At 72.2% G+C, this 16,703-nt stretch carries 16 protein-coding genes; 7 read left to right on the top strand and 9 right to left on the bottom strand.

Going from position 1 to position 16,703, the window contains the following annotated elements; all coding sequences use genetic code 11:
• Nucleotides 1-7: 7 nt before the first annotated feature.
• From AB0M80_RS28915 to ccrA, 5 genes are all read right to left on the bottom strand, one after another.
• Nucleotides 8-1,870, bottom strand: a complete 1,863-nt coding sequence (locus AB0M80_RS28915) for a toll/interleukin-1 receptor domain-containing protein (protein ID WP_364571258.1) — start codon at nucleotides 1,868-1,870, stop codon at nucleotides 8-10.
• A 59-nt stretch (nucleotides 1,871-1,929) separates the two neighbouring features.
• Nucleotides 1,930-3,054, bottom strand: a complete 1,125-nt coding sequence (locus AB0M80_RS28920; protein WP_364571260.1) for an adenylate/guanylate cyclase domain-containing protein — start codon at nucleotides 3,052-3,054, stop codon at nucleotides 1,930-1,932.
• Nucleotide 3,055: 1 nt separating this feature from the next.
• Entirely contained in the window at nucleotides 3,056-3,508 is a 453-nt protein-coding gene (locus AB0M80_RS28925) for a universal stress protein (protein ID WP_086838234.1), read from the bottom strand.
• A 92-nt stretch (nucleotides 3,509-3,600) separates the two neighbouring features.
• On the bottom strand, nucleotides 3,601-4,821 hold the full coding sequence (locus tag AB0M80_RS28930) for a chromosome segregation protein (protein WP_364571688.1): 1,221 nt from the start codon (nucleotides 4,819-4,821) through the stop codon (nucleotides 3,601-3,603).
• Between the two features lie 164 nt (nucleotides 4,822-4,985).
• Nucleotides 4,986-6,326: a crotonyl-CoA carboxylase/reductase gene (ccrA, locus tag AB0M80_RS28935; RefSeq protein WP_364571262.1), complete on the bottom strand. Its 1,341-nt coding sequence runs from the start codon at nucleotides 6,324-6,326 to the stop codon at nucleotides 4,986-4,988.
• Between the two features lie 202 nt (nucleotides 6,327-6,528).
• Here ccrA and AB0M80_RS28940 point away from each other — a divergent pair, with 202 nt between their 5' ends.
• Together AB0M80_RS28940 and AB0M80_RS28945 are read left to right on the top strand one after the other, a co-directional pair.
• Nucleotides 6,529-6,897 (top strand): SPW repeat protein, encoded by a 369-nt coding sequence (locus tag AB0M80_RS28940; RefSeq protein ID WP_364571264.1) that lies wholly within the window; start codon nucleotides 6,529-6,531, stop codon nucleotides 6,895-6,897.
• A 19-nt stretch (nucleotides 6,898-6,916) separates the two neighbouring features.
• A complete protein-coding gene (locus AB0M80_RS28945) occupies nucleotides 6,917-7,489 on the top strand; it encodes a TetR/AcrR family transcriptional regulator (RefSeq protein ID WP_364571266.1) in 573 nt (190 codons plus the stop codon).
• Between the two features lie 595 nt (nucleotides 7,490-8,084).
• Here the strand turns inward: AB0M80_RS28945 and mce are convergent.
• A complete protein-coding gene (gene mce / locus AB0M80_RS28950) occupies nucleotides 8,085-8,540 on the bottom strand; it encodes a methylmalonyl-CoA epimerase (protein WP_364571268.1) in 456 nt (151 codons plus the stop codon).
• A 137-nt stretch (nucleotides 8,541-8,677) separates the two neighbouring features.
• On the opposite strand from mce, the gene AB0M80_RS28955 reads away from it, so the two are divergent.
• The 3 genes from AB0M80_RS28955 to AB0M80_RS28965 all read left to right on the top strand — a co-directional run bounded on the left by AB0M80_RS28955 (nucleotide 8,678) and on the right by AB0M80_RS28965 (nucleotide 11,829).
• Nucleotides 8,678-9,865 (top strand): acetyl-CoA C-acetyltransferase, encoded by a 1,188-nt coding sequence (locus tag AB0M80_RS28955; protein ID WP_364571269.1) that lies wholly within the window; start codon nucleotides 8,678-8,680, stop codon nucleotides 9,863-9,865.
• Nucleotides 9,866-10,831, top strand: a complete 966-nt coding sequence (meaB, locus tag AB0M80_RS28960) for a methylmalonyl Co-A mutase-associated GTPase MeaB (RefSeq protein WP_364571271.1) — start codon at nucleotides 9,866-9,868, stop codon at nucleotides 10,829-10,831.
• A 272-nt stretch (nucleotides 10,832-11,103) separates the two neighbouring features.
• A complete protein-coding gene (locus AB0M80_RS28965; protein WP_364571273.1) occupies nucleotides 11,104-11,829 on the top strand; it encodes a peptidylprolyl isomerase in 726 nt (241 codons plus the stop codon).
• 159 nt (nucleotides 11,830-11,988) lie between these two features.
• On the opposite strand, the gene AB0M80_RS28970 is transcribed toward AB0M80_RS28965, so the two are convergent.
• On the bottom strand, nucleotides 11,989-13,371 hold the full coding sequence (locus AB0M80_RS28970; RefSeq protein WP_364571274.1) for a PLP-dependent aminotransferase family protein: 1,383 nt from the start codon (nucleotides 13,369-13,371) through the stop codon (nucleotides 11,989-11,991).
• A 46-nt stretch (nucleotides 13,372-13,417) separates the two neighbouring features.
• On the opposite strand from AB0M80_RS28970, the gene AB0M80_RS28975 reads away from it, so the two are divergent.
• On the top strand, nucleotides 13,418-13,879 hold the full coding sequence (locus AB0M80_RS28975) for a carboxymuconolactone decarboxylase family protein (RefSeq protein WP_364571276.1): 462 nt from the start codon (nucleotides 13,418-13,420) through the stop codon (nucleotides 13,877-13,879).
• Nucleotides 13,876-14,613 (top strand): isocitrate lyase/phosphoenolpyruvate mutase family protein, encoded by a 738-nt coding sequence (locus AB0M80_RS28980; RefSeq protein ID WP_364571278.1) that lies wholly within the window; start codon nucleotides 13,876-13,878, stop codon nucleotides 14,611-14,613. The genes AB0M80_RS28975 and AB0M80_RS28980 overlap by 4 nt, the downstream gene beginning before the upstream one ends.
• Before the next feature lie 82 nt (nucleotides 14,614-14,695).
• Here the strand turns inward: AB0M80_RS28980 and AB0M80_RS28985 are convergent, their stop codons facing one another.
• Both AB0M80_RS28985 and AB0M80_RS28990 read right to left on the bottom strand, forming a co-directional pair.
• Nucleotides 14,696-16,306 (bottom strand): cation acetate symporter, encoded by a 1,611-nt coding sequence (locus AB0M80_RS28985; protein WP_364571279.1) that lies wholly within the window; start codon nucleotides 16,304-16,306, stop codon nucleotides 14,696-14,698.
• Nucleotides 16,303-16,662 carry a DUF485 domain-containing protein gene (locus tag AB0M80_RS28990; RefSeq protein ID WP_364571281.1) on the bottom strand — a complete coding sequence of 120 codons (360 nt, stop codon included), beginning with the start codon at nucleotides 16,660-16,662 and terminating at the stop codon, nucleotides 16,303-16,305. Before AB0M80_RS28990 ends, AB0M80_RS28985 begins: the two co-directional genes overlap by 4 nt.
• Nucleotides 16,663-16,703 lie beyond the last annotated feature (41 nt).

A 16,703-nucleotide genomic window follows, 5' to 3' on the forward strand; every position in this document is an offset into this window, starting at 1 on the left:
GTTCGCCTTACCGGATCGGCTCGCCGGGCTCGGCCTCCTCGGCGTCCGCGAAGCCCCAGTCGCGGGCCATGCGGGTCAAGGCGCGGGCGGCCCAGGCGCGCCGCTCGGTGCGGCCGAGCCCGATCGGGGCCACCACGGTCGCCGCTCCCTCCGGGCCCGGCAGTCCGGTCGGCTTCCCGAACACCGAGAGGTCGGCAACGGCCGGCAGGCTGGTGTCCGCTTTGACGTGCAGTTCGACCGCCGGTGGCGCCAGCAGCGCGGCGCACTCGGGGTCGGGGACGAGCGCACCGGGCACCACGACGGTCGCGGTGTGCCACGCCGCCGTCCACAGTTCCACGATCTCGTTCGCCGTGACCCGGAGATCGGCGGCGGTCCCGCCCGGCCGCGCCGAGGCCCACGCCGCGAAGTTCGCCTGGAACTCGACGGAAACCGTGACCGCCCACGGCCGGCCGGCGGGAAGCAGGATGCGGGCGACCGCGCGCACGGCTGTGCCCCCGCCGGCCGGGCTGCGCACGGTGCAGTCGTACCGGGCGTCCTGTCCGGTCTGGCGGACGTCCGGCCCGCTTGCCCGTTCCCACCGGACCGGGGCGGTCCGGGCCCGCCGCAGGAGGGACAACGCCGGGAGGAGCGTGCTGATCGGAGCCTCCGGGAGCGCCGCTTCGATCAGGACGCGGGTCCGCCGGGTGATCTCGGCGTCGTCGTCGAGCTGCCACGGCAAGGTGGCGACGGCGCGCACCGTCAGGTCTGCACGCCCGGCCACCGGGAGCCGGAAAGCCTCTCGGGCGTTCCTGCTCAGCCGGGGTTCGGGGTGCCACCACGCCGACCCCGTCGCGGGGTCGCGGTGCAGGCCCCCCTTCTTCCAGGCTCCGCCGTCGAGGTCGACCACCCGGGCGGCGGCATCGGTGCCGTCCGTGACCGGGAACCCGGGTCCGTCCGGGAAACCCGGCACGCCCGAAAGGTCGTCCCACACCGGCCCGGCGACCACCACGGCCGGCTTGCCGGCGACCGCGCAGATCACCGCGCCGCCTCCGCCGGATCCGGTGAAGTGCTGGACGAAGCCGGGTCCCTCGGGGTAGGCCCGACCGGTGGGCGCGCCCAAGCGGCCCCCAGCTCGCCGGGAAGCGTCCTCGAACGCTCGCTCGGTTCGCGGATCGGCCCCTTCGCCGATCCGGATGCCGGGTGTGCCGGGGACCGTCACGGATCCGGCGTTCCCCACCTGGATCACGACCCCGTTGACGTCCCCGGTGACCACGTTCCGGACGGCTGGGGCCGGCTGCGGTCGTGGCGTCACGGGGCCGGGCGGCGGCACCTGCCGCGGCTGCAGCACCGGAATGGCACCCAGCGGCCGCGGGACGAATTCGGGCTGGTCCGTCAGCAGCCGCAGAAGCTTTTCGGCGCCTTCGACGGTGAAGTCCGAGACCGCGTAGACCGTGGAGGTGGCCGGGGCCAGGAAGTCCGGCACGCCCTCCGCGGACCGGCCGGGCAGGACGACCGGAACGATCCGTTTCACCGCGTGCCGGTCGGCGTAGTAGGCCTCGCGGATCAGCCGGGCTTCCCATTGGACGCCGGGTTCCTCGTGCGCTTCGCCGCGGCCCTCGGCACTGCGGCGGTACGCGGGGGAAGCGATCACCAGGACGTAGTCGGCTTCCCGGATCTGCTCGGCCATCCACAACGCCCAGTCCCGGCGCTCGTAGGCGTTGCCCAGATCGAGTTCGGCGTCGATACCGCAAGACCGCAGGAACTCCCAGAGCCGGAGCACGGACTCCTGATGAGACGGGTCGTCGGGCTCCTTGGCGTACGAGAGGAACACCTGGGTCACGCGGGCGCCACCCGTGCCGTGTTCCCGGCGAAGCGCATCGGCTCCGGCCACGCGCACCTCCCCACCTCGTCCACGCGAGGGAGAGGAGTCTACCGACTCGGGGATCGCCGTCAGAGCCTGCGGCGCCGGCGCCGGCGGGGCCGCGGTTCGATCCCCTGGTCCTCCGGCGGAGCGTCGCGCTCCTCCCGGACCGCCGGATCCGCCAGGCCCAGCATCTCCGCCGCCAACTGCTGGGAACTCGCGAACATCCCGGTCGGTGCCTCGCTCGCCCGGCGCAGCGCGGCCGGGCGGAGGCGGTTGTAGCCCCGGACCGTCACCGGCCTGCGGGCGCGCAGCTCGTACGCCTTCTCCTCCGCGAGCTCCGTGGCCAGCTCGCGGTCGACCAGGATCGTGCCCGGGCGGGCCACCGACGTCAGACGGGCCGCCAAGTTGACCACTGATCCGTACACGTCGCCGAAGCGCGAGAGGATGCGGCCCGAGGCCATGCCCGCGCGGACCGCCGGCAGCCCGTCGTCCGCCGAGGTGCGTTCGGTCAGCACCAGGGCGATCTCCGCCGCGTCGACCGGGGAGTCCGCCACGAACAGGACCTCGTCGCCGATCATCTTCACCACCCGGCCGTGGTGCTCGGCGATCACCTCGGTCGCCAGCGTCTCGAACGCGTCGAGCACCCGGCTCAGCTCTTCCTCGTCGATCTGGCGCGTCAGCCGGGTGTAGCCCACCATGTCGACGAAGCCGACCACTTCGGTGCGGGTCTCCAGGTGCTCCTCCGGCGCGGCGAACGCCCGTCCCGCGTACGCCGCCAGGTGCCGGCGCCAGACGAAGTTCTGCACCCGCTCGAGCTCGGGCAGCAACCGGTCGACCAGGCGGGTCACCTGGCGCTCGCTGCGGCCCAGCTCGGGCTGCTCCTTGATCAGCTCCCACAGCATGTCGACCTGCCACTCGGCCAGCCGCGACAGGTGCTGGCCGAGCGCGCGCGTCACCGACACCTCGATGCTCGGGTCGATCAGCCCCGACTGCACCAGCTGGTCGGCGGTCCGCATCGCCTCGACGTCCGCGTCGGTGAAGACCACCTCGTCGTCGCCTACGGTCGCGAAGCCCAGCGCGCGCCAGAGCCGGCGTGACCGCTCTTCGGGCACGCCGGCCTTCTCCGCCACTTCGAGCCGGGTGTACTTCCGCCGGCCGCCGAGCAGGACGCGTTCGAGCCGCTGCTGCAGTTCCTCGCTCGGATCGGTCACGTCAGGTGGTGTGGACGATCAGCACGTCCACGCCGGACTTGCGGGCCACCTCGGACGGCACCGAGCCCAGGATCCGGCCGGCGATCGTGTTGAGCCCGCGGTTGCCGACCACCAGCAGGTCGGCCTCGCGCTCCTTGACCACCTTGCGCAGCGAGTCGACCGGGTCGCCCTTGACCGCGACCGTGTCGATCTTTTCGGCGCCCGCGCGCGCCGCCCGGTCCCGCGCCGACTGCAGGGTGTCTTCAGCCGGCGCCGAGCCGACGACCTGGTACGCCTCCTCGCCGAGGACGTCCTGTGCCTTGTCGACGTCGGACTGGCTCGCCGGGTAGAACGCACACGCGATGACGAGCGTGGCGCCCGCGTCGCCGGCCACCGCCGCCGCGCGGTCCACCGCCGCGAACGAGGACTCCGAGCCGTCCGTGCCCACCACCACGGTCCGATATGCCGCACCCATGCGCAAAACCTCCAGGTGATCCCGCGTGAGCAGGGACGATAGCCGGTCGTCAGCGACCGAGCAGGCCCGTCCGCGCCCTGTCGGGTGGAAGGTTACTCGCCAGTCGCTTTCTGCGCTCCGCTCGGCCGGGAAGCCGGCTTCGGCGCGGGCTTGGGGGCCGGCTTGGGCGCCGCTTTGGGGGCGGGCTTGGCCGCGGTCTTCGGCTTCGGCACGTCGGCGGCGCGGATCCGGATCGTCTCCTCGACGTCGGTGACCCGGACCGTCTTCTCGGTGTCATCCCCGGTGCCCGCGTCCGGCTTGCCGGTCTTGTCCGGCACCAGGTCGGCCTGGACGTCGGCGGGCACCTTGACGTCGTCGCCGAGAACGGTGTGCGCCTCGGCCAGCACCGCCCGCGCCGCGCGCACCTGCTCGGCCAGCCCGCCGCGCACCTTCCGCAGCGCGTCGACCCGCTCGTTCGCCTGGGTGATCCGCCGGTTCGACTCCTCGGTCGCCGACGTCACGCGGCGCCGCGCCTCGTCGGCGGCCTCCGCGAGCCGGGCGTTGGCCTCGTTGAGCGAATCCTGACGGCGCTTGTTCGCGTCCGCGACCGACTCCCGCTGGCGGCGGTCGATGTCCGCCTTCGCCGCTTTCTCCTCTTCGATGATCTTCGCGCGGATGTCGGCGGCGTCCTGGGTGGCCTCTTGGACGCGCCGCGCGGCTTCCGCCTTGCTCGCCGCCTCCTGCTCGGCCAGCACCCGCATCGCCTCGGTGCGGCGCGAGGCCATCGCGATCTCGAAGTCCTCTTCGACCTTGGTGCGGCGCTCCTGGGACTCGGTGTCGAGCCGCTTGCGCTCCGCCTCGGCCTGGTCGGTGATCTCCTTGGCCTGCGCGCGGGCGTCTTCGAGGACCTTGCGGTGCTCGGCTTCCATCTCCTTGCGCCGCAGGTCGAGCTCGGTGAGCAGCTGCTCGTAGCGGGCGCGCATGGCGCTCGCGTCCGTCTCGGCCTTGGCCCGGATGTGCCCGGCCTCGGCTTCGGCGCGGGCGCGGGTGTCGGCGGACTCGTCCTGCGCCAGGCGCAGCATCCGCTGGAGCCGCTCGGACAGGCCTTCGACGCTCGTCGGCGGCTGGGCCAGCCGGTCGACCTGCCCGCGCAGGTCCGCGATTTCGCCGCGCGCGATCTCCAGCTGCCGGGCCAGGTCGCCGGCCTGCGCGATGGCGGCGTCCCGATCCGCGGTGAGCATCTTCAGATCGGCGTCCAGCCGTTCGAGGTGCTCGTCGACCTGCGCTCGGCTGTACCCGCGCTTCGCCACGTCGAAGCCGGCTCCCAGCGGCACAAGCTCCCGTTCATCGCCAAGGCTCATGGCCCTACCGTAGTCGCAGCCGGGTCACGGAAGGGTGAGCACCCGTGCAGTGCGCCGAGCGTGCCGTCTGCTGCGGCGAGCGATTTTGCTCGCACGCAGGTGATCCGGCGTCCGGGACCACCTGCGTGCGACGCGGCTCAGGCGCCGCGGAACGCGTTGATCCCGTCGAGGTGCTTCGCGCGCTTCTCCTCGTCGCGGACGCCGAGGCCTTCTTCCGGGGCGAGCGCGAGCACGCCGACCTTGCCCTGGTGGGCATTGCGGTGCACGTCCAGCGCGGCCTGCCCGGTCTCCTCGAGCGCGTAGGTCTTCGACAGCGTCGGGTGGATCAGACCCTTCGCGATCAGCCGGTTCGCCTCCCACGACTCGCGGTAGTTCGCGAAGTGCGAGCCGATGATCCGCTTCAGGTTCATCCACAGGTAGCGGTTGTCGTACTGGTGCATGTACCCCGACGTCGACGCGCACGTGACGATCGTGCCGCCCTTGCGCGCGGCGTAGACGGACGCGCCGAAGGTCTCCCGGCCCGGGTGCTCGAACACGATGTCCGGGTCCTCGCCGCCGGTCAGCTCGCGGATCTTCGCGCCGAAGCGCTGCCACTCCCGGGGGTCCTGCTCGTGCTCGTTCTTCCAGAACTTGTAGTCCTCGGCGTTGCGGTCGATGATCAGCTCGGCGCCGAGCTTCCGGCAGATCGCCGCCTTTTCGGGGCTGGACACGACGCACACCGGGATGGCGCCGCCGTTCAGCGCGTACTGCGTCGCGTAGGAGCCGAGGCCGCCCGAAGCGCCCCAGATCAGGACGACGTCGCCCTGCTTCATGTCCGCGCCGTTGCGCGAGACGAGCTGGCGGTAGGCGGTCGAGTTGACCAGGCCGGGGGAGGCGGCCTCTTCCCAGGTCAGGTGGTCCGGCTTCGGCATCAGCTGGTTGGCCTTGACCAGCGCGAGCTCGGCGAGCCCGCCGAAGTTGGTCTCGAAGCCCCAGATCCGCTGCTCGGTGTCGAGCATCGTGTCGTTGTGCCCGTCCGGGCTCTCGAGTTCGACGTTCAGGCAGTGCGCGACCACCTCGTCGCCCGGCTTCCAGTTGTGCACGCCGACGCCGGTGCGCAGCACGACGCCGGACAGGTCGGAGCCGACGACGTGGTAGGGCAGGTCGTGCCGCTTGGCCAGCGGCGAGAGCTTCCCGTACTTCTTGAGGAACTTGAACGTCGGGATCGGTTCGAAGATCGACGTCCACACGGTGTTGTAGTTGATGGCGCTCGCCATCACCGCGACCAGCGCTTCCCCCGGCCCGAGCTCCGGCACGGGGACGTCGTCGACGTGCAGCGACTTGCGGGGGTCCTTGTCCCGGCTCTCGAGGCCCTCGAACATGTCGACCTCGTCGGCGTGCACGGTCACCCCGCGGTAGCTCTCGGGCACGGGCAACGAGCCGACCGCGGCGGACTCGCCGGTCAGGATGGCCTGCTGGATCTCGCCGAGCTGCGTCATCGGTTCCTCCGCGGAGATGGGGGTCAACGTTGGCGGCAGAAATTACTCGCCGGTAACACGCGCCCACAACTGTACGAGACGGACAGCACGGTTACAGGTCGAACTGTGACCCATCAGTCTTGACCGGCCGGCCAGTCAAGCGGATCATCGACGGCGGGTACACCCACCCGACCAGCAGTTTCACCGACGGAGGTGAGCACGAATGAGTGAAGTCTCTACGCGCGCGTGGTCCCGGCCGCACGACTGGGCCGAGGTCGTCATCGGGGTCGTCGCCGCTCTTTCACCCCTTTGGCTGAGCACGGACACGACCGCGATGTGGACGATGGTCGTCCTGGGCGCGCTGATCGCACTCGACGGCCTGGTCTCGCTGGCGATGCCGGGCATGGTCTACGGCGAAGGCATCCAGATCGCGCTCGGCGTGCTGCTCTTCATCGCGCCGTGGGTGATGGGGTACACCGAGTTCAACGGCGCGTCCTGGACGTCCTGGATCGCCGGGGTGCTGACGGTCATCGCCGGCGCGGCAGCGATGCCGGTCGCGACCGCCGCGCACCGCACGGCAGGCCAGCACTGACGACGCAGGAGGCACGGGAATGACCGAGGATTCGGCGAAGGAGCGCATTCTCTGCGCCGCCGAGGCGCTCTTCGCCGAGTCCGGCTTCGACGCCACCCCGACTTCTCGCATCGCCGAGCGGGCCGGGGTGCCGAAGGGGCTGGTGCACTACTACTTCCGCCACAAGTCGGACCTGCTCACCGCGCTCGTCGAGCGGCTGCCGGACGAACGCATCGAGCCGGCCGTGGTCGTCGTCCCCGGCGACCTCGCGGGCAGCCTGCGGCGGCTCGTCCGCGAACTCGACCACCGCTTCAGCCGGTCACTGGGTCTCTCGCACCTGCTGTGGCGCGAGGCCGACACCCATCACGCGGTCCGCGACGCGCTCCACGACCGCTTCCAGGTGCTGGTGCGCCAGGTCCGCGCGGTGATCGTCGCAGCAACGGGCGGCGGACTACCGGCGGCCGACGTGGATCGCGCATCGGGCCTGCTGGCCCGCGCGGTCAGCCACCGGCACGCAACGGCCCGGCATTCGGACGACGACCTGCCGGCCGAGTTCGACGGCGAGCTGACGTTCATCGCCGACGCACTGGCCTCCAAGGCCGCGCCTGCATAGCTCGGCCGGGTGGCGTTCGCTTGGCGGATCGCCTGCTGGCCGATCCCCACCGCCTGGCCGATCCCGCCTGCCTGGTCGGGCGGCACCGGCTTGGCCGGGCGTGCCCGCGTAGCCGGATCGCCTGTTGGCCCATCCCGCGTGCGTGGCCGGGCGCACCGGCTTGGCCGGGCGTGCCCACTTGGCCGGATCGCCTGTTGGCCCATCCCGCGTGCGTGGCTGGGCGCACCGGCGTGGCTGGGCGCACCGGCGTGGCTGGGCGCACCGGCTTGGCCGGGCGTGCTCACTTGGTCGGGCGGCACTGGCTTGGCCGGGCGTGCCCACTTGGCCGGGCTGGGTGCGCTTGGCCGGCCTGCGCGCCTGCTCCGGCGGAGGCCTCGGTCGCCGGGCGTTCGCGTCGACCTGTGCCCGCGCGCAGCTCGGTCCGGGGTGGCTGCGGCCAAGGCGGCGCTCCGGATTCCGCCGGCGTGCCGGCGCTCGCCCGTGTCCTGGCCGGCCGCCCGAGCTCACGGCCGCGCGCCCGCTTCTCGTCACGGGCGTGCGGCTCCGCGCCGGTCCGTTGCGCCGAAACCCTTGCTCCCGAACGGGTCGGCGGGGGTCAGTGCGCCGTTGCGTCCTTGGCCGGCTCCACCAGTTCCACCAGGACGCCGCCCGCGTCCTTCGGGTGGACGAAGTTCACCCGGCTGTTCGATGTGCCCCGCTTCGCCTCCTCGTACAGCATGCGCAGGCCCTTTTCCCGCAGGGCCGCCGCGGCGGCGTCCACATCGGACACTCGATACGCCAGCTGCTGCAACCCGGGGCCGCTCTTGCCCAGGAACTTGCCGATCGCCGAGTCTTCGCGCAGCGGGGCCAGCAGCTGGATCTGGGTCTCCGTGCCCGCCGTGCCGGGCGCGCGCAGCATCGCCTCCCGCACTCCCTGCTCCTCGTTCACCTCCTCGTGTGCGACCTCCAGGCCGAAGTGCGCGCGGTGGAACTCGATGGCCGCGTCCAGGTCCGGGACCGCGATGCCGACGTGGTCGATGGCCGTCACGAACGGCCGCAGGGCGTCATTCATGGAGGCAGGATAGGGGGCCCGCGCACCGCGGTGAGCCGGAATAGTCGCGTGCCCCGCCTCACACTGGCTCCATCAAGAAGCCCTGCTCCCGGGTATGGTCGGGAAAACTGCCCATGCGCCGATGCTTGGAGGACGCCGTGTCCGGTTCCGTGATCCTGGGTGCCGCCCGTACGCCGATCGGGCGCCTGCTGGGCTCCCTCAAGGACTTCACGGGAGCTCAGCTGGGCGGGGTCGCGATCAAGGCGGCCCTCGAACGCGCCGGGGTCTCCCCGGACGCGGTGCAGTACACGATCATGGGCCAGGTGCTGACCGCCGGCGCCGGCCAGATCCCGGCCCGCCAGGCCGCGGTCGCCGCGGGCATCCCGATGAGCGTGCCCGCCCTGACGATCAACAAGGTCTGCCTCTCCGGCCTCGACGCCATCGCGCTCGCCGACCAGCTGATCCGCGCCGGCGAGTTCGACCTCGTCGTCGCCGGCGGCCAGGAGTCGATGACCCAGGCGCCGCACCTGCTGCCCAAGTCCCGCTCCGGCTTCAAGTACGGCGACACCACCCTCGTCGACCACATGGCCTACGACGGTCTCTTCTGCGCCTTCGACCAGGTCGCCATGGGCTCTTCGACGGAGAAGTACAACTCCCGCTACGGCGTCACCCGCGAGCAGCAGGACGCGTTCTCCGCCCGCTCCCACCAGCGCGCCGCCGAGGCGATCAAGAACGGCTACTTCGCCGACGAGATCGCGCCGGTCTCCATCCCGCAGCGCAAGGGCGACCCGGTCGTCTTCGACACCGACGAGGGCGTCCGCGCCGACACCACCGCCGAAGGCCTCGCCAAGCTGCGCCCCGCCTTCGCCTCCGACGGCACCATCACCGCGGGCTCGGCCTCGCAGATCTCCGACGGCGCCGCCGCTGTCGTCGTGGCGAGCCGCGCGAAGGCCGAAGAGCTCGGCATCACGCCGCTCGCCGAGATCGGTGCCCACGGGGTCGTCGCCGGGCCGGACGCGAGCCTGCACGAGCAGCCGTCGAACGCCATCCTCGCCGCGCTGGCCAAGGCGGACCTGACCGCCGACGCGCTCGACCTCGTCGAAATCAACGAGGCCTTCGCCGCGGTCGGGCTCGTCTCCACCGAGAAGCTCGGCCTCGACCCGGAGAAGGTCAACGTCAACGGCGGCGCCATCGCCCTCGGCCACCCGATCGGCGCGTCCGGCGCCCGGCTCGCCGTGCACCTGATCCACGAGCTGCGCCGCCGCGGTGGCGGGCTCGGCGCGGCCGCGTTGTGCGGTGGCGGCGGCCAGGGCGACGCCCTGCTGCTGCGGGTCCCGTCCGCGTAAGTGGCCGGACCACTCGACCTCGACGACCTCGTCGGCCGCGCGCGGGACGGACAGCCCCGTGCCGTCGCGCGGCTGCTGTCGCTCGTCGAGGACGCCCACCCCCGCGTCGCCGACATCGCGCGGGCGCTGACCCCGCACACCGGGCGGGCCCGGGTCGTCGGGCTCACCGGACCGCCCGGCGTCGGCAAGTCGACTTCGACATCGGCGCTGCTCACGGCGTTGCGCGCGGAGGGCAAACGGGTCGGGGTGCTCGCGATCGACCCGTCTTCGCCGTTTTCGGGCGGGGCGCTGCTCGGCGACCGGATCCGGATGACCGAGCACGCCACCGACCCCGGCGTGTTCATCCGCTCGATGGCCACGCGCGGGCACCTCGGCGGGCTCTCGTGGGCGACTCCGCAGGCGGTGCGCGTGCTCGACGCCGCCGGCTTCGACGTCGTGCTGATCGAGACCGTCGGGGTCGGGCAGTCCGAAGTGGACGTCGTGAAGCTGGCCGACACCACGGTGGTGCTGCTCGCACCGGGAATGGGCGACGGCATCCAGGCCGCGAAGGCCGGCGTGCTGGAGATCGCCGACGTCTTCGTCGTGAACAAGGCGGACCGGGAGGGCGCCGACGCCACGGTGCACGACCTCAAGCAGATGATTTCCTTGGCGCGCCGGGAGATCCGGGGGCCGAGCTGGCGCCAGCCGATCGTGCGGACCGTCGCGGCGAAGGGCGAGGGCGTGGACGAGGTCGTGCGGGCGCTGGCCGCGCACCACGACTGGCTGGTGGCGCACGACGAGCTGGCCCGGCGCCGGGTGGCCCGGGCGCGCGACGAGGTCGAGGCCATCGCGCTCCGGCGGTTGCGCGCCGAGCTGGTGGACCTGCGCGGCGGGGGACGGCTCGCCGGCGCCGCCGAGCGAGTGGTGGCGCGGGAGCTGGATCCGTTCGCCGCCGCCGAGGAACTGATCGCGGACCTGCGAGGCTGACGCCGCCCGGATCGCCGACGCGAGCCGGACGAGCAGAAACCGTGCCACCGCAACAGGTCTTCGCCAAGACGCCATGATGCCCTCCCTCTGGTGCGGCGGGTTTGCCGCGTGCTGACCATCGTGCGCCGGGGGTCCGACAATTTCCGGGGTGTGGGCGCCGAGGTTCACCCGACCGGCTGACAGGGGCGACTTTCGCCGGTTCTGGCTGTCGGTGCCGGGCCCTAGACTGCAGGGCGCTCCGGAACCGGGCGATCACTGGGAGGGCGTGCAGGATGAAGAAGACACTCGTCACCGCGCTGGCGGCGGGCGCGTTGTTCGTGGCCGGGAACGGCGTCGCCACGGCGGCCGACGCCCCGCCCCCGAAGACGACCCACGGGCCCTGCCGGTACACCGAAACCCCGGACGAACCGCCCGCGCGGCCGGTGCCGCTGCCACCCGACCCGCGGCACACGCCGAGCCACGGCAAGGTCGGCGTCGCGATCCCGACCAGCCAGGGCGCGCTGCCGCTGCGGCTCGACCGTGCGAAGGCGCCGTGCACCGTGCAGAGCTTCCTGCACCTGGCGCGGCACCGGTTCTACGACCACACGGTGTGCCACCGGCTCACCGCGTACCCGACGCTGAAGGTGCTGCAGTGCGGTGACCCGTCCGCGACCGGCGAGGGCGGGCCGGGGTACAAGTACCAGGACGAGCTGCCGGTGGACCTGCCGCCGGCGCCGACCGACCCGACCGGTGCCCGGCGCGTCTACGCGCGCGGCCTGCTCGCGATGGCCAACGCGGGGCCGGACACGAACGGCTCGCAGTTCTTCGTCGTGTACGGCGATTCCGCGCTGCGGCCCAACTACACGGTGTTCGGCACGGTCGGTGCCGAGGGGCTGAAGACGCTGGACAGGGTCGCGGCCGGGGGGATCCAGCCGACCGCGGAGGACCCGGCGCCGGTCGACGGCACGCCGGTGCTGCGGACGGAACTGCTCCGCGTCCGGCCGGACTGCTGGTTCTGAGCCCGGCCGGACCGCTGGTTCCGACGGTGGTCGCGGGCCGCTCCGGTGGGGTGGCCCGCGGGCATCTTGCGTGCTTGGAGGGGCATCACACGGGTTGGGGGACGGGTCTGGCGTGATGGGGGACGGAACTCGCGTGATTGGGGGCGGGACTGGCGGGGGTTAGGGGGTGATTTCCCAGAGGGCGTCCACCAGGGTTTGGGTTGCGCCGGCGAAGGCGTGTTTCGGGGTGGCCGCGTAGCCGACGATCAGGCCGCCCGGGCGGTTCTCATCCATCCAGCAGCTGCCCAGGCCTTCGATGCCGATCGCGCGGCGGCGGCAGGCCGCCAGGGCCGTGGCCTCGGACGGGCCGTCCGGCGGGAGCATCAGCAGCAGGTGCAGGCCCGCCGCGATGCCGTGCGGCCGCACCGAATCCGGCAGGGCCGCCAGCAGCCGCGAACGGCGGGAGCGGTACTCCGTGCGGCTGCGGCGGATGTGCCGGTCGTAGGCGCCGGAGTCGATCAGCTCGGCCAGTACCAGCTGGGTGAGCAGCGCGGGGCGCGAGCCGCTGTCGGCCATCGCCGCGCGGACCGGCTCCACCAGTGACCGCGGCAGCACCAGCCAGGCGAGCCGGAGGGCCGGTGCGAGCGTCTTGCTGGCCGTGCCCGCGTACACCACCCGCTCCGGCGCGAGGGACTGCAGTGCTCCCACCTGCTGGCGGTCGAAGCGGAACTCGCCGTCGTAGTCGTCCTCCAGCACGAACGCCCCCGAGTCACCCGCCCAGCGGGCCAGCGCCGCACGGCGGGGCGGGGCCAGCGTGACGCCGGTGGGGTACTGGTGCGCCGGGGTGACGACCACCGCCGGACTGTCCACAGCGGACACGTCGAGCCCGTGCTCGTCGACGTCCACGCCGACCACCCGCGGCCCCTGCGCCGCCGCGATCGACCGGTACAACCCCAGGGAAGGGTTTTCGAACGCCAGCTCGCCGATACCCAAGGTGCCAAAGGCCCGCGACAGAACGGCGATGGCGTGCGAAAACCCGTGGCACACCACGATCCGCGCCGGGTCGGCGACCACCCCGCGGGCCCGCGCCAGGTAGCCGGCGAGGCTGTCCCGCAGCTCCGGTGCGCCCAGCTCCGACTCGTAGCCGAGTGCCGACGCCGGGGTCCGCAGCAGGGCCCGGCGGGTGGCGGTGATCCAGGCCTGCCGGGGGAACGCCGTCAGGTCCGGACGGCCCGGCCGCAGGTCCCAGCGCGGCGCCGGGTCCCGCGGCGCCTGCCGCGGCGCGGACTGGGGGAGCGAACCCGCCGTCGCCACCCGGGTCGGCGCGCCCTGGGCCGTGCGCAGGTAGCCCTCGGCGGCGAGATCGGCGTACACGCGCGTGACCGTGCCGCGGGCGACGCCCAGGTCGTGCGCGAGCGCCCGGGTCGAGGGCACCGCCGCGCCCGCCTGCCACCGGCCGTCCCGGATGGCCGCGCGGATCGCCGCCGCGAGGCCGGCCCGGCCCGTCGACGGTTGCCAGCCGAGGTGGACGTCGAGGCCGGAACTGGACCACGATTTCGTCATGTGACTGGACCATACCCGTGGACCAGTTCGCACTAGCGTGGACGGCATGACCAAACGAATCGGGCTCGGGGGCGCTCCCGAGCTGTACCAGGCGATGGCGAACCTGCAGGCCGAGGTGAACAAGGCCGGCGCCAACGCGGGGCTCGACCCCAAACTGCTGGAACTGGTGAAGACCCGGGCGTCGCAGATCAACGGCTGCGCGTACTGCCTCGACATGCACTCCCGCGACGCGCTCGAGCTGGGCGAGTCGCCGCGACGGCTGTTCGTGCTCGACGGCTGGCGCGAGACCGACCTGTTCACCGAGCAGGAGCAGGCCGCCCTCGCCCTCACCGAGGCGATGACCAAGCTGTCCGCGACGCAGACCGTGCCCGACGACGTCTACGAGCAGGCGGTGGCGGTGTTCACCGAGGAGCAGTACCAGGCCGTCGCGTGGGAGATCATCGCGATCAACAGCTGGAACCGGATGACCATCACCAGCCACACGCCGCTGCCGAAGCGGGACTCGTGACCGCCGCCGCGCTCAAGGCGTTGCACGTCCCCGGCCAGCCGCTCGTGCTGCCGAACGTCTGGGACGCCGACACCGCCAAGCTCGTCGAGGCCGCCGGGTTCCCCGCCGTGGCGACCAGTTCGGTCGCCGTGGCGGCCGTGCTCGGGTTCGCCGACGGCGAGCAGGCGCCCGCGGACGAGATGTTCGCCGCCGCCGCGCGGATCGCCAAGGCGGTCGGCGTCCCGGTCACCGTCGACGCCGAGTCGGGCTACGGCCTATCCGGGGCCGAACTGGCGGGCCGGCTGCTCGACGCGGGCGCCGTGGGTTGCAACTTCGAGGACACCGACCACGCCACCGGCGGGGTCCGGCCGGTCGCCGAGCAGGCGGCGCGGATCGCCGCCCTGCGCGGGGCGGCGGGGGACGGGCTGGTGATCAACGCCCGGGTCGACTCCTTCCGCGGAGTGGACCCGAAGGAGGCCTTGGCCGACGGCGTCGCCAGGGCGAAGGCCTACCTGGAAGCGGGCGCCGACTGCGTCTACCCGATCCACCTGCGCACGCCGGAGCTGATCGCGGAGTTCGTGCAGGGGGTCGGCGGTGCGGTCAACGCGCCCGCGTGGCCGGGCAGCCCGGGCCTCGACGGCCTCGCCGAACTGGGGGTGGCGAGGATTTCGCTGGGCGGCGGGCTGTGGCAGTACGTCCGGAAGCAGTTCGAAGCGGCCGTCGCGGGCGTCGCCCAGGGCAAGCTGCCGTACTGATGGCCGAAGGGCCGCCGCGAGGGGATCGGGAACACCCTCGCGGCGGCCCTTCGGGGTCGGTGCCGCCGTCGGAACGAAGCCGCTAGTGGACCACGGCCTTCTCGGCGCCCGCGCCGGTCAGGGAGCGGACCTCCATCTCGGCGTACTTCTTTTGGTCGTGCTCCTTGGACAGGACCGTGCCCAGCCAGCCCAGGATGAACGCGGCCGGGATCGAGACGATGCCGGGGTTGCTCAGCGGGAACCAGGCGAAGTCGGCGTTCTTGAACATCGACGTGCTCTTGCCGGAAACGGCGGGGGAGAACACGATCAGCACGATCGTGATGGCCAGGCCGCCGTAGATCGACCACAGCGCGCCCTGGGTGTTGAACCGCTTCCAGAACAGCGAGTAGAGGATCGTCGGCAGGTTCGCCGACGCCGCGACGGCGAAGGCCAGCGCGACCAGGAACGCGACGTTCTGCCCGTTGGCCAGGATGCCGCCGCCGATGGCGAGGGCGCCGATCACCACCGCGGTGATCCGGGCGACCTTGACCTCCGAGTCCGGTGACGTCTTGCCCCGCTTGACGACGTTCGCGTAGACGTCGTGGGCGAAGGACGCGGACGCCGTGATCGTCAGGCCGGCGACCACCGCGAGGATCGTGGCGAACGCGACCGCGGAGATCAGGCCCAGCAGCACCGGCCCGCCCAGTTCGAGCGCGAGCAGCGGGGCCGCGGAGTTGACCCCGCCCGGTGCCTTCTTGATGGTGTCCGGCCCGACCAGCGCACCGGCGCCGTAGCCGAGGACCAGCGTGAACAGGTAGAACACGCCGATCAGCACGATCGCCCACACCACCGAGCGGCGCGCGTCGCGGGCGGTCGGCACCGTGTAGAAGCGCATCAGGACGTGCGGCAGACCCGCGGTGCCCAGGACCAAGGCGATGCCCAGGGACAGGAAGTCCAGCTTGGACGTCCCGGTGGCGCCGTACTGCTTGCCCGGGCCGAGCAGCGTCTCCCCGGCCTTGCCCGCCTTGTCGACGGCGGCCTGCAGCAGGCTGGAGAAGTTGAAGTTGTACTTGCCGAGCACCCACAGGGTGATCACGAGCGCGCCGACGATCAGCAGCGCGGCCTTGATGATCTGCACCCAGGTGGTGCCCTTCATGCCGCCGATGAGGACGTAGGCGATCATGATGACGCCGACCACGGCGATCACCAGCGCCTGCGCGCCGCCGCCTTCGACGCCGAGCAGCAGGGCCACGAGCCCGCCGGCGCCGGCCATCTGCGCGAGCAGGTAGAAGAACGACACGGCCATCGTCGACGTCGCGGCCGCGGCCCGCACCGGCCGCTGCTTCATCCGGAAGGCCAGGACGTCGCCCATCGTGAACTTGCCGGTGTTGCGCAGCAGTTCCGCGACCAGCAGCAGGGCGACGAGCCACGCCACCAGGAAGCCGATGGAGTAGAGGAAGCCGTCGTAGCCGTTGATGGCGATCGCGCCGGCGATGCCGAGGAACGACGCCGCCGACAGGTAATCACCCGAGATCGCGATGCCGTTCTGCGGGCCGGTGAAGGCGCGGCCGGCGGCGTAGTAGTCCGACGCCGTCTTCGTGTTGCGGCTGGCCCGGAACACGATCACCAGCGTGATGACCACGAAGGCGGCGAAGATGAGGATGTTGAGGAGCGGGTTGCTGCCTTCCACGCCCGCGGCGATGTTCGTCGTCATGCTTGCTCCTTCGCAGCGTCGCCTTCGATGTCCTCGCGGATCTTTTCGGCGACCGGGTCCAGCTTCCGGTTGGCGTACCGGACGTAGAGGCCGGTGATGACGAACGTCGAGACGAACTGCAGCAGGCCGAAGATCAGGCCGACGTTGATGTTGCCGAACACCTTGGTGCTCATGAAGCCGTGCGCGTAGTCCGCAAGGAGGACGTACAGCAGGTACCAGAGGAGGAACACCGCCGTCATCGGGAAGACGAACCGGCGCAAGCGGCTGCGCAGCTCGCGGAACTCGGTACTTTCGTGCGCGCGTTCCCAGATGGTTTCTGACGTGTCCGGGGGCCCGCCGGTGTCCGTGGTGCTCATCGCTGCTCCCTGCGACGTTGCGGAAAGTGACGTGCGACACC

The organism is Amycolatopsis sp. NPDC051045, from assembly GCF_040682955.1.
In the GTDB taxonomy this organism is placed as follows: Bacteria; Actinomycetota; Actinomycetes; order Mycobacteriales; family Pseudonocardiaceae; genus Amycolatopsis.

Coding starts and splice junctions, on each gene's coding strand:
- AB0M80_RS28940 (WP_364571264.1), top strand. CDS start 6,529: ATGAGTGAAGTCTCTACGCGCGCGTGGTCCCGGCCGCACGACTGGGCC.
- AB0M80_RS28985 (WP_364571279.1), bottom strand. CDS start 16,306: ATGACGACGAACATCGCCGCGGGCGTGGAAGGCAGCAACCCGCTCCTC.
- ccrA (WP_364571262.1), bottom strand. CDS start 6,326: ATGACGCAGCTCGGCGAGATCCAGCAGGCCATCCTGACCGGCGAGTCC.
- AB0M80_RS28990 (WP_364571281.1), bottom strand. CDS start 16,662: ATGAGCACCACGGACACCGGCGGGCCCCCGGACACGTCAGAAACCATC.
- AB0M80_RS28965 (WP_364571273.1), top strand. CDS start 11,104: ATGAAGAAGACACTCGTCACCGCGCTGGCGGCGGGCGCGTTGTTCGTG.
- mce (WP_364571268.1), bottom strand. CDS start 8,540: ATGAATGACGCCCTGCGGCCGTTCGTGACGGCCATCGACCACGTCGGC.
- AB0M80_RS28970 (WP_364571274.1), bottom strand. CDS start 13,371: ATGACGAAATCGTGGTCCAGTTCCGGCCTCGACGTCCACCTCGGCTGG.
- AB0M80_RS28925 (WP_086838234.1), bottom strand. CDS start 3,508: ATGGGTGCGGCATATCGGACCGTGGTGGTGGGCACGGACGGCTCGGAG.
- AB0M80_RS28945 (WP_364571266.1), top strand. CDS start 6,917: ATGACCGAGGATTCGGCGAAGGAGCGCATTCTCTGCGCCGCCGAGGCG.
- AB0M80_RS28975 (WP_364571276.1), top strand. CDS start 13,418: ATGACCAAACGAATCGGGCTCGGGGGCGCTCCCGAGCTGTACCAGGCG.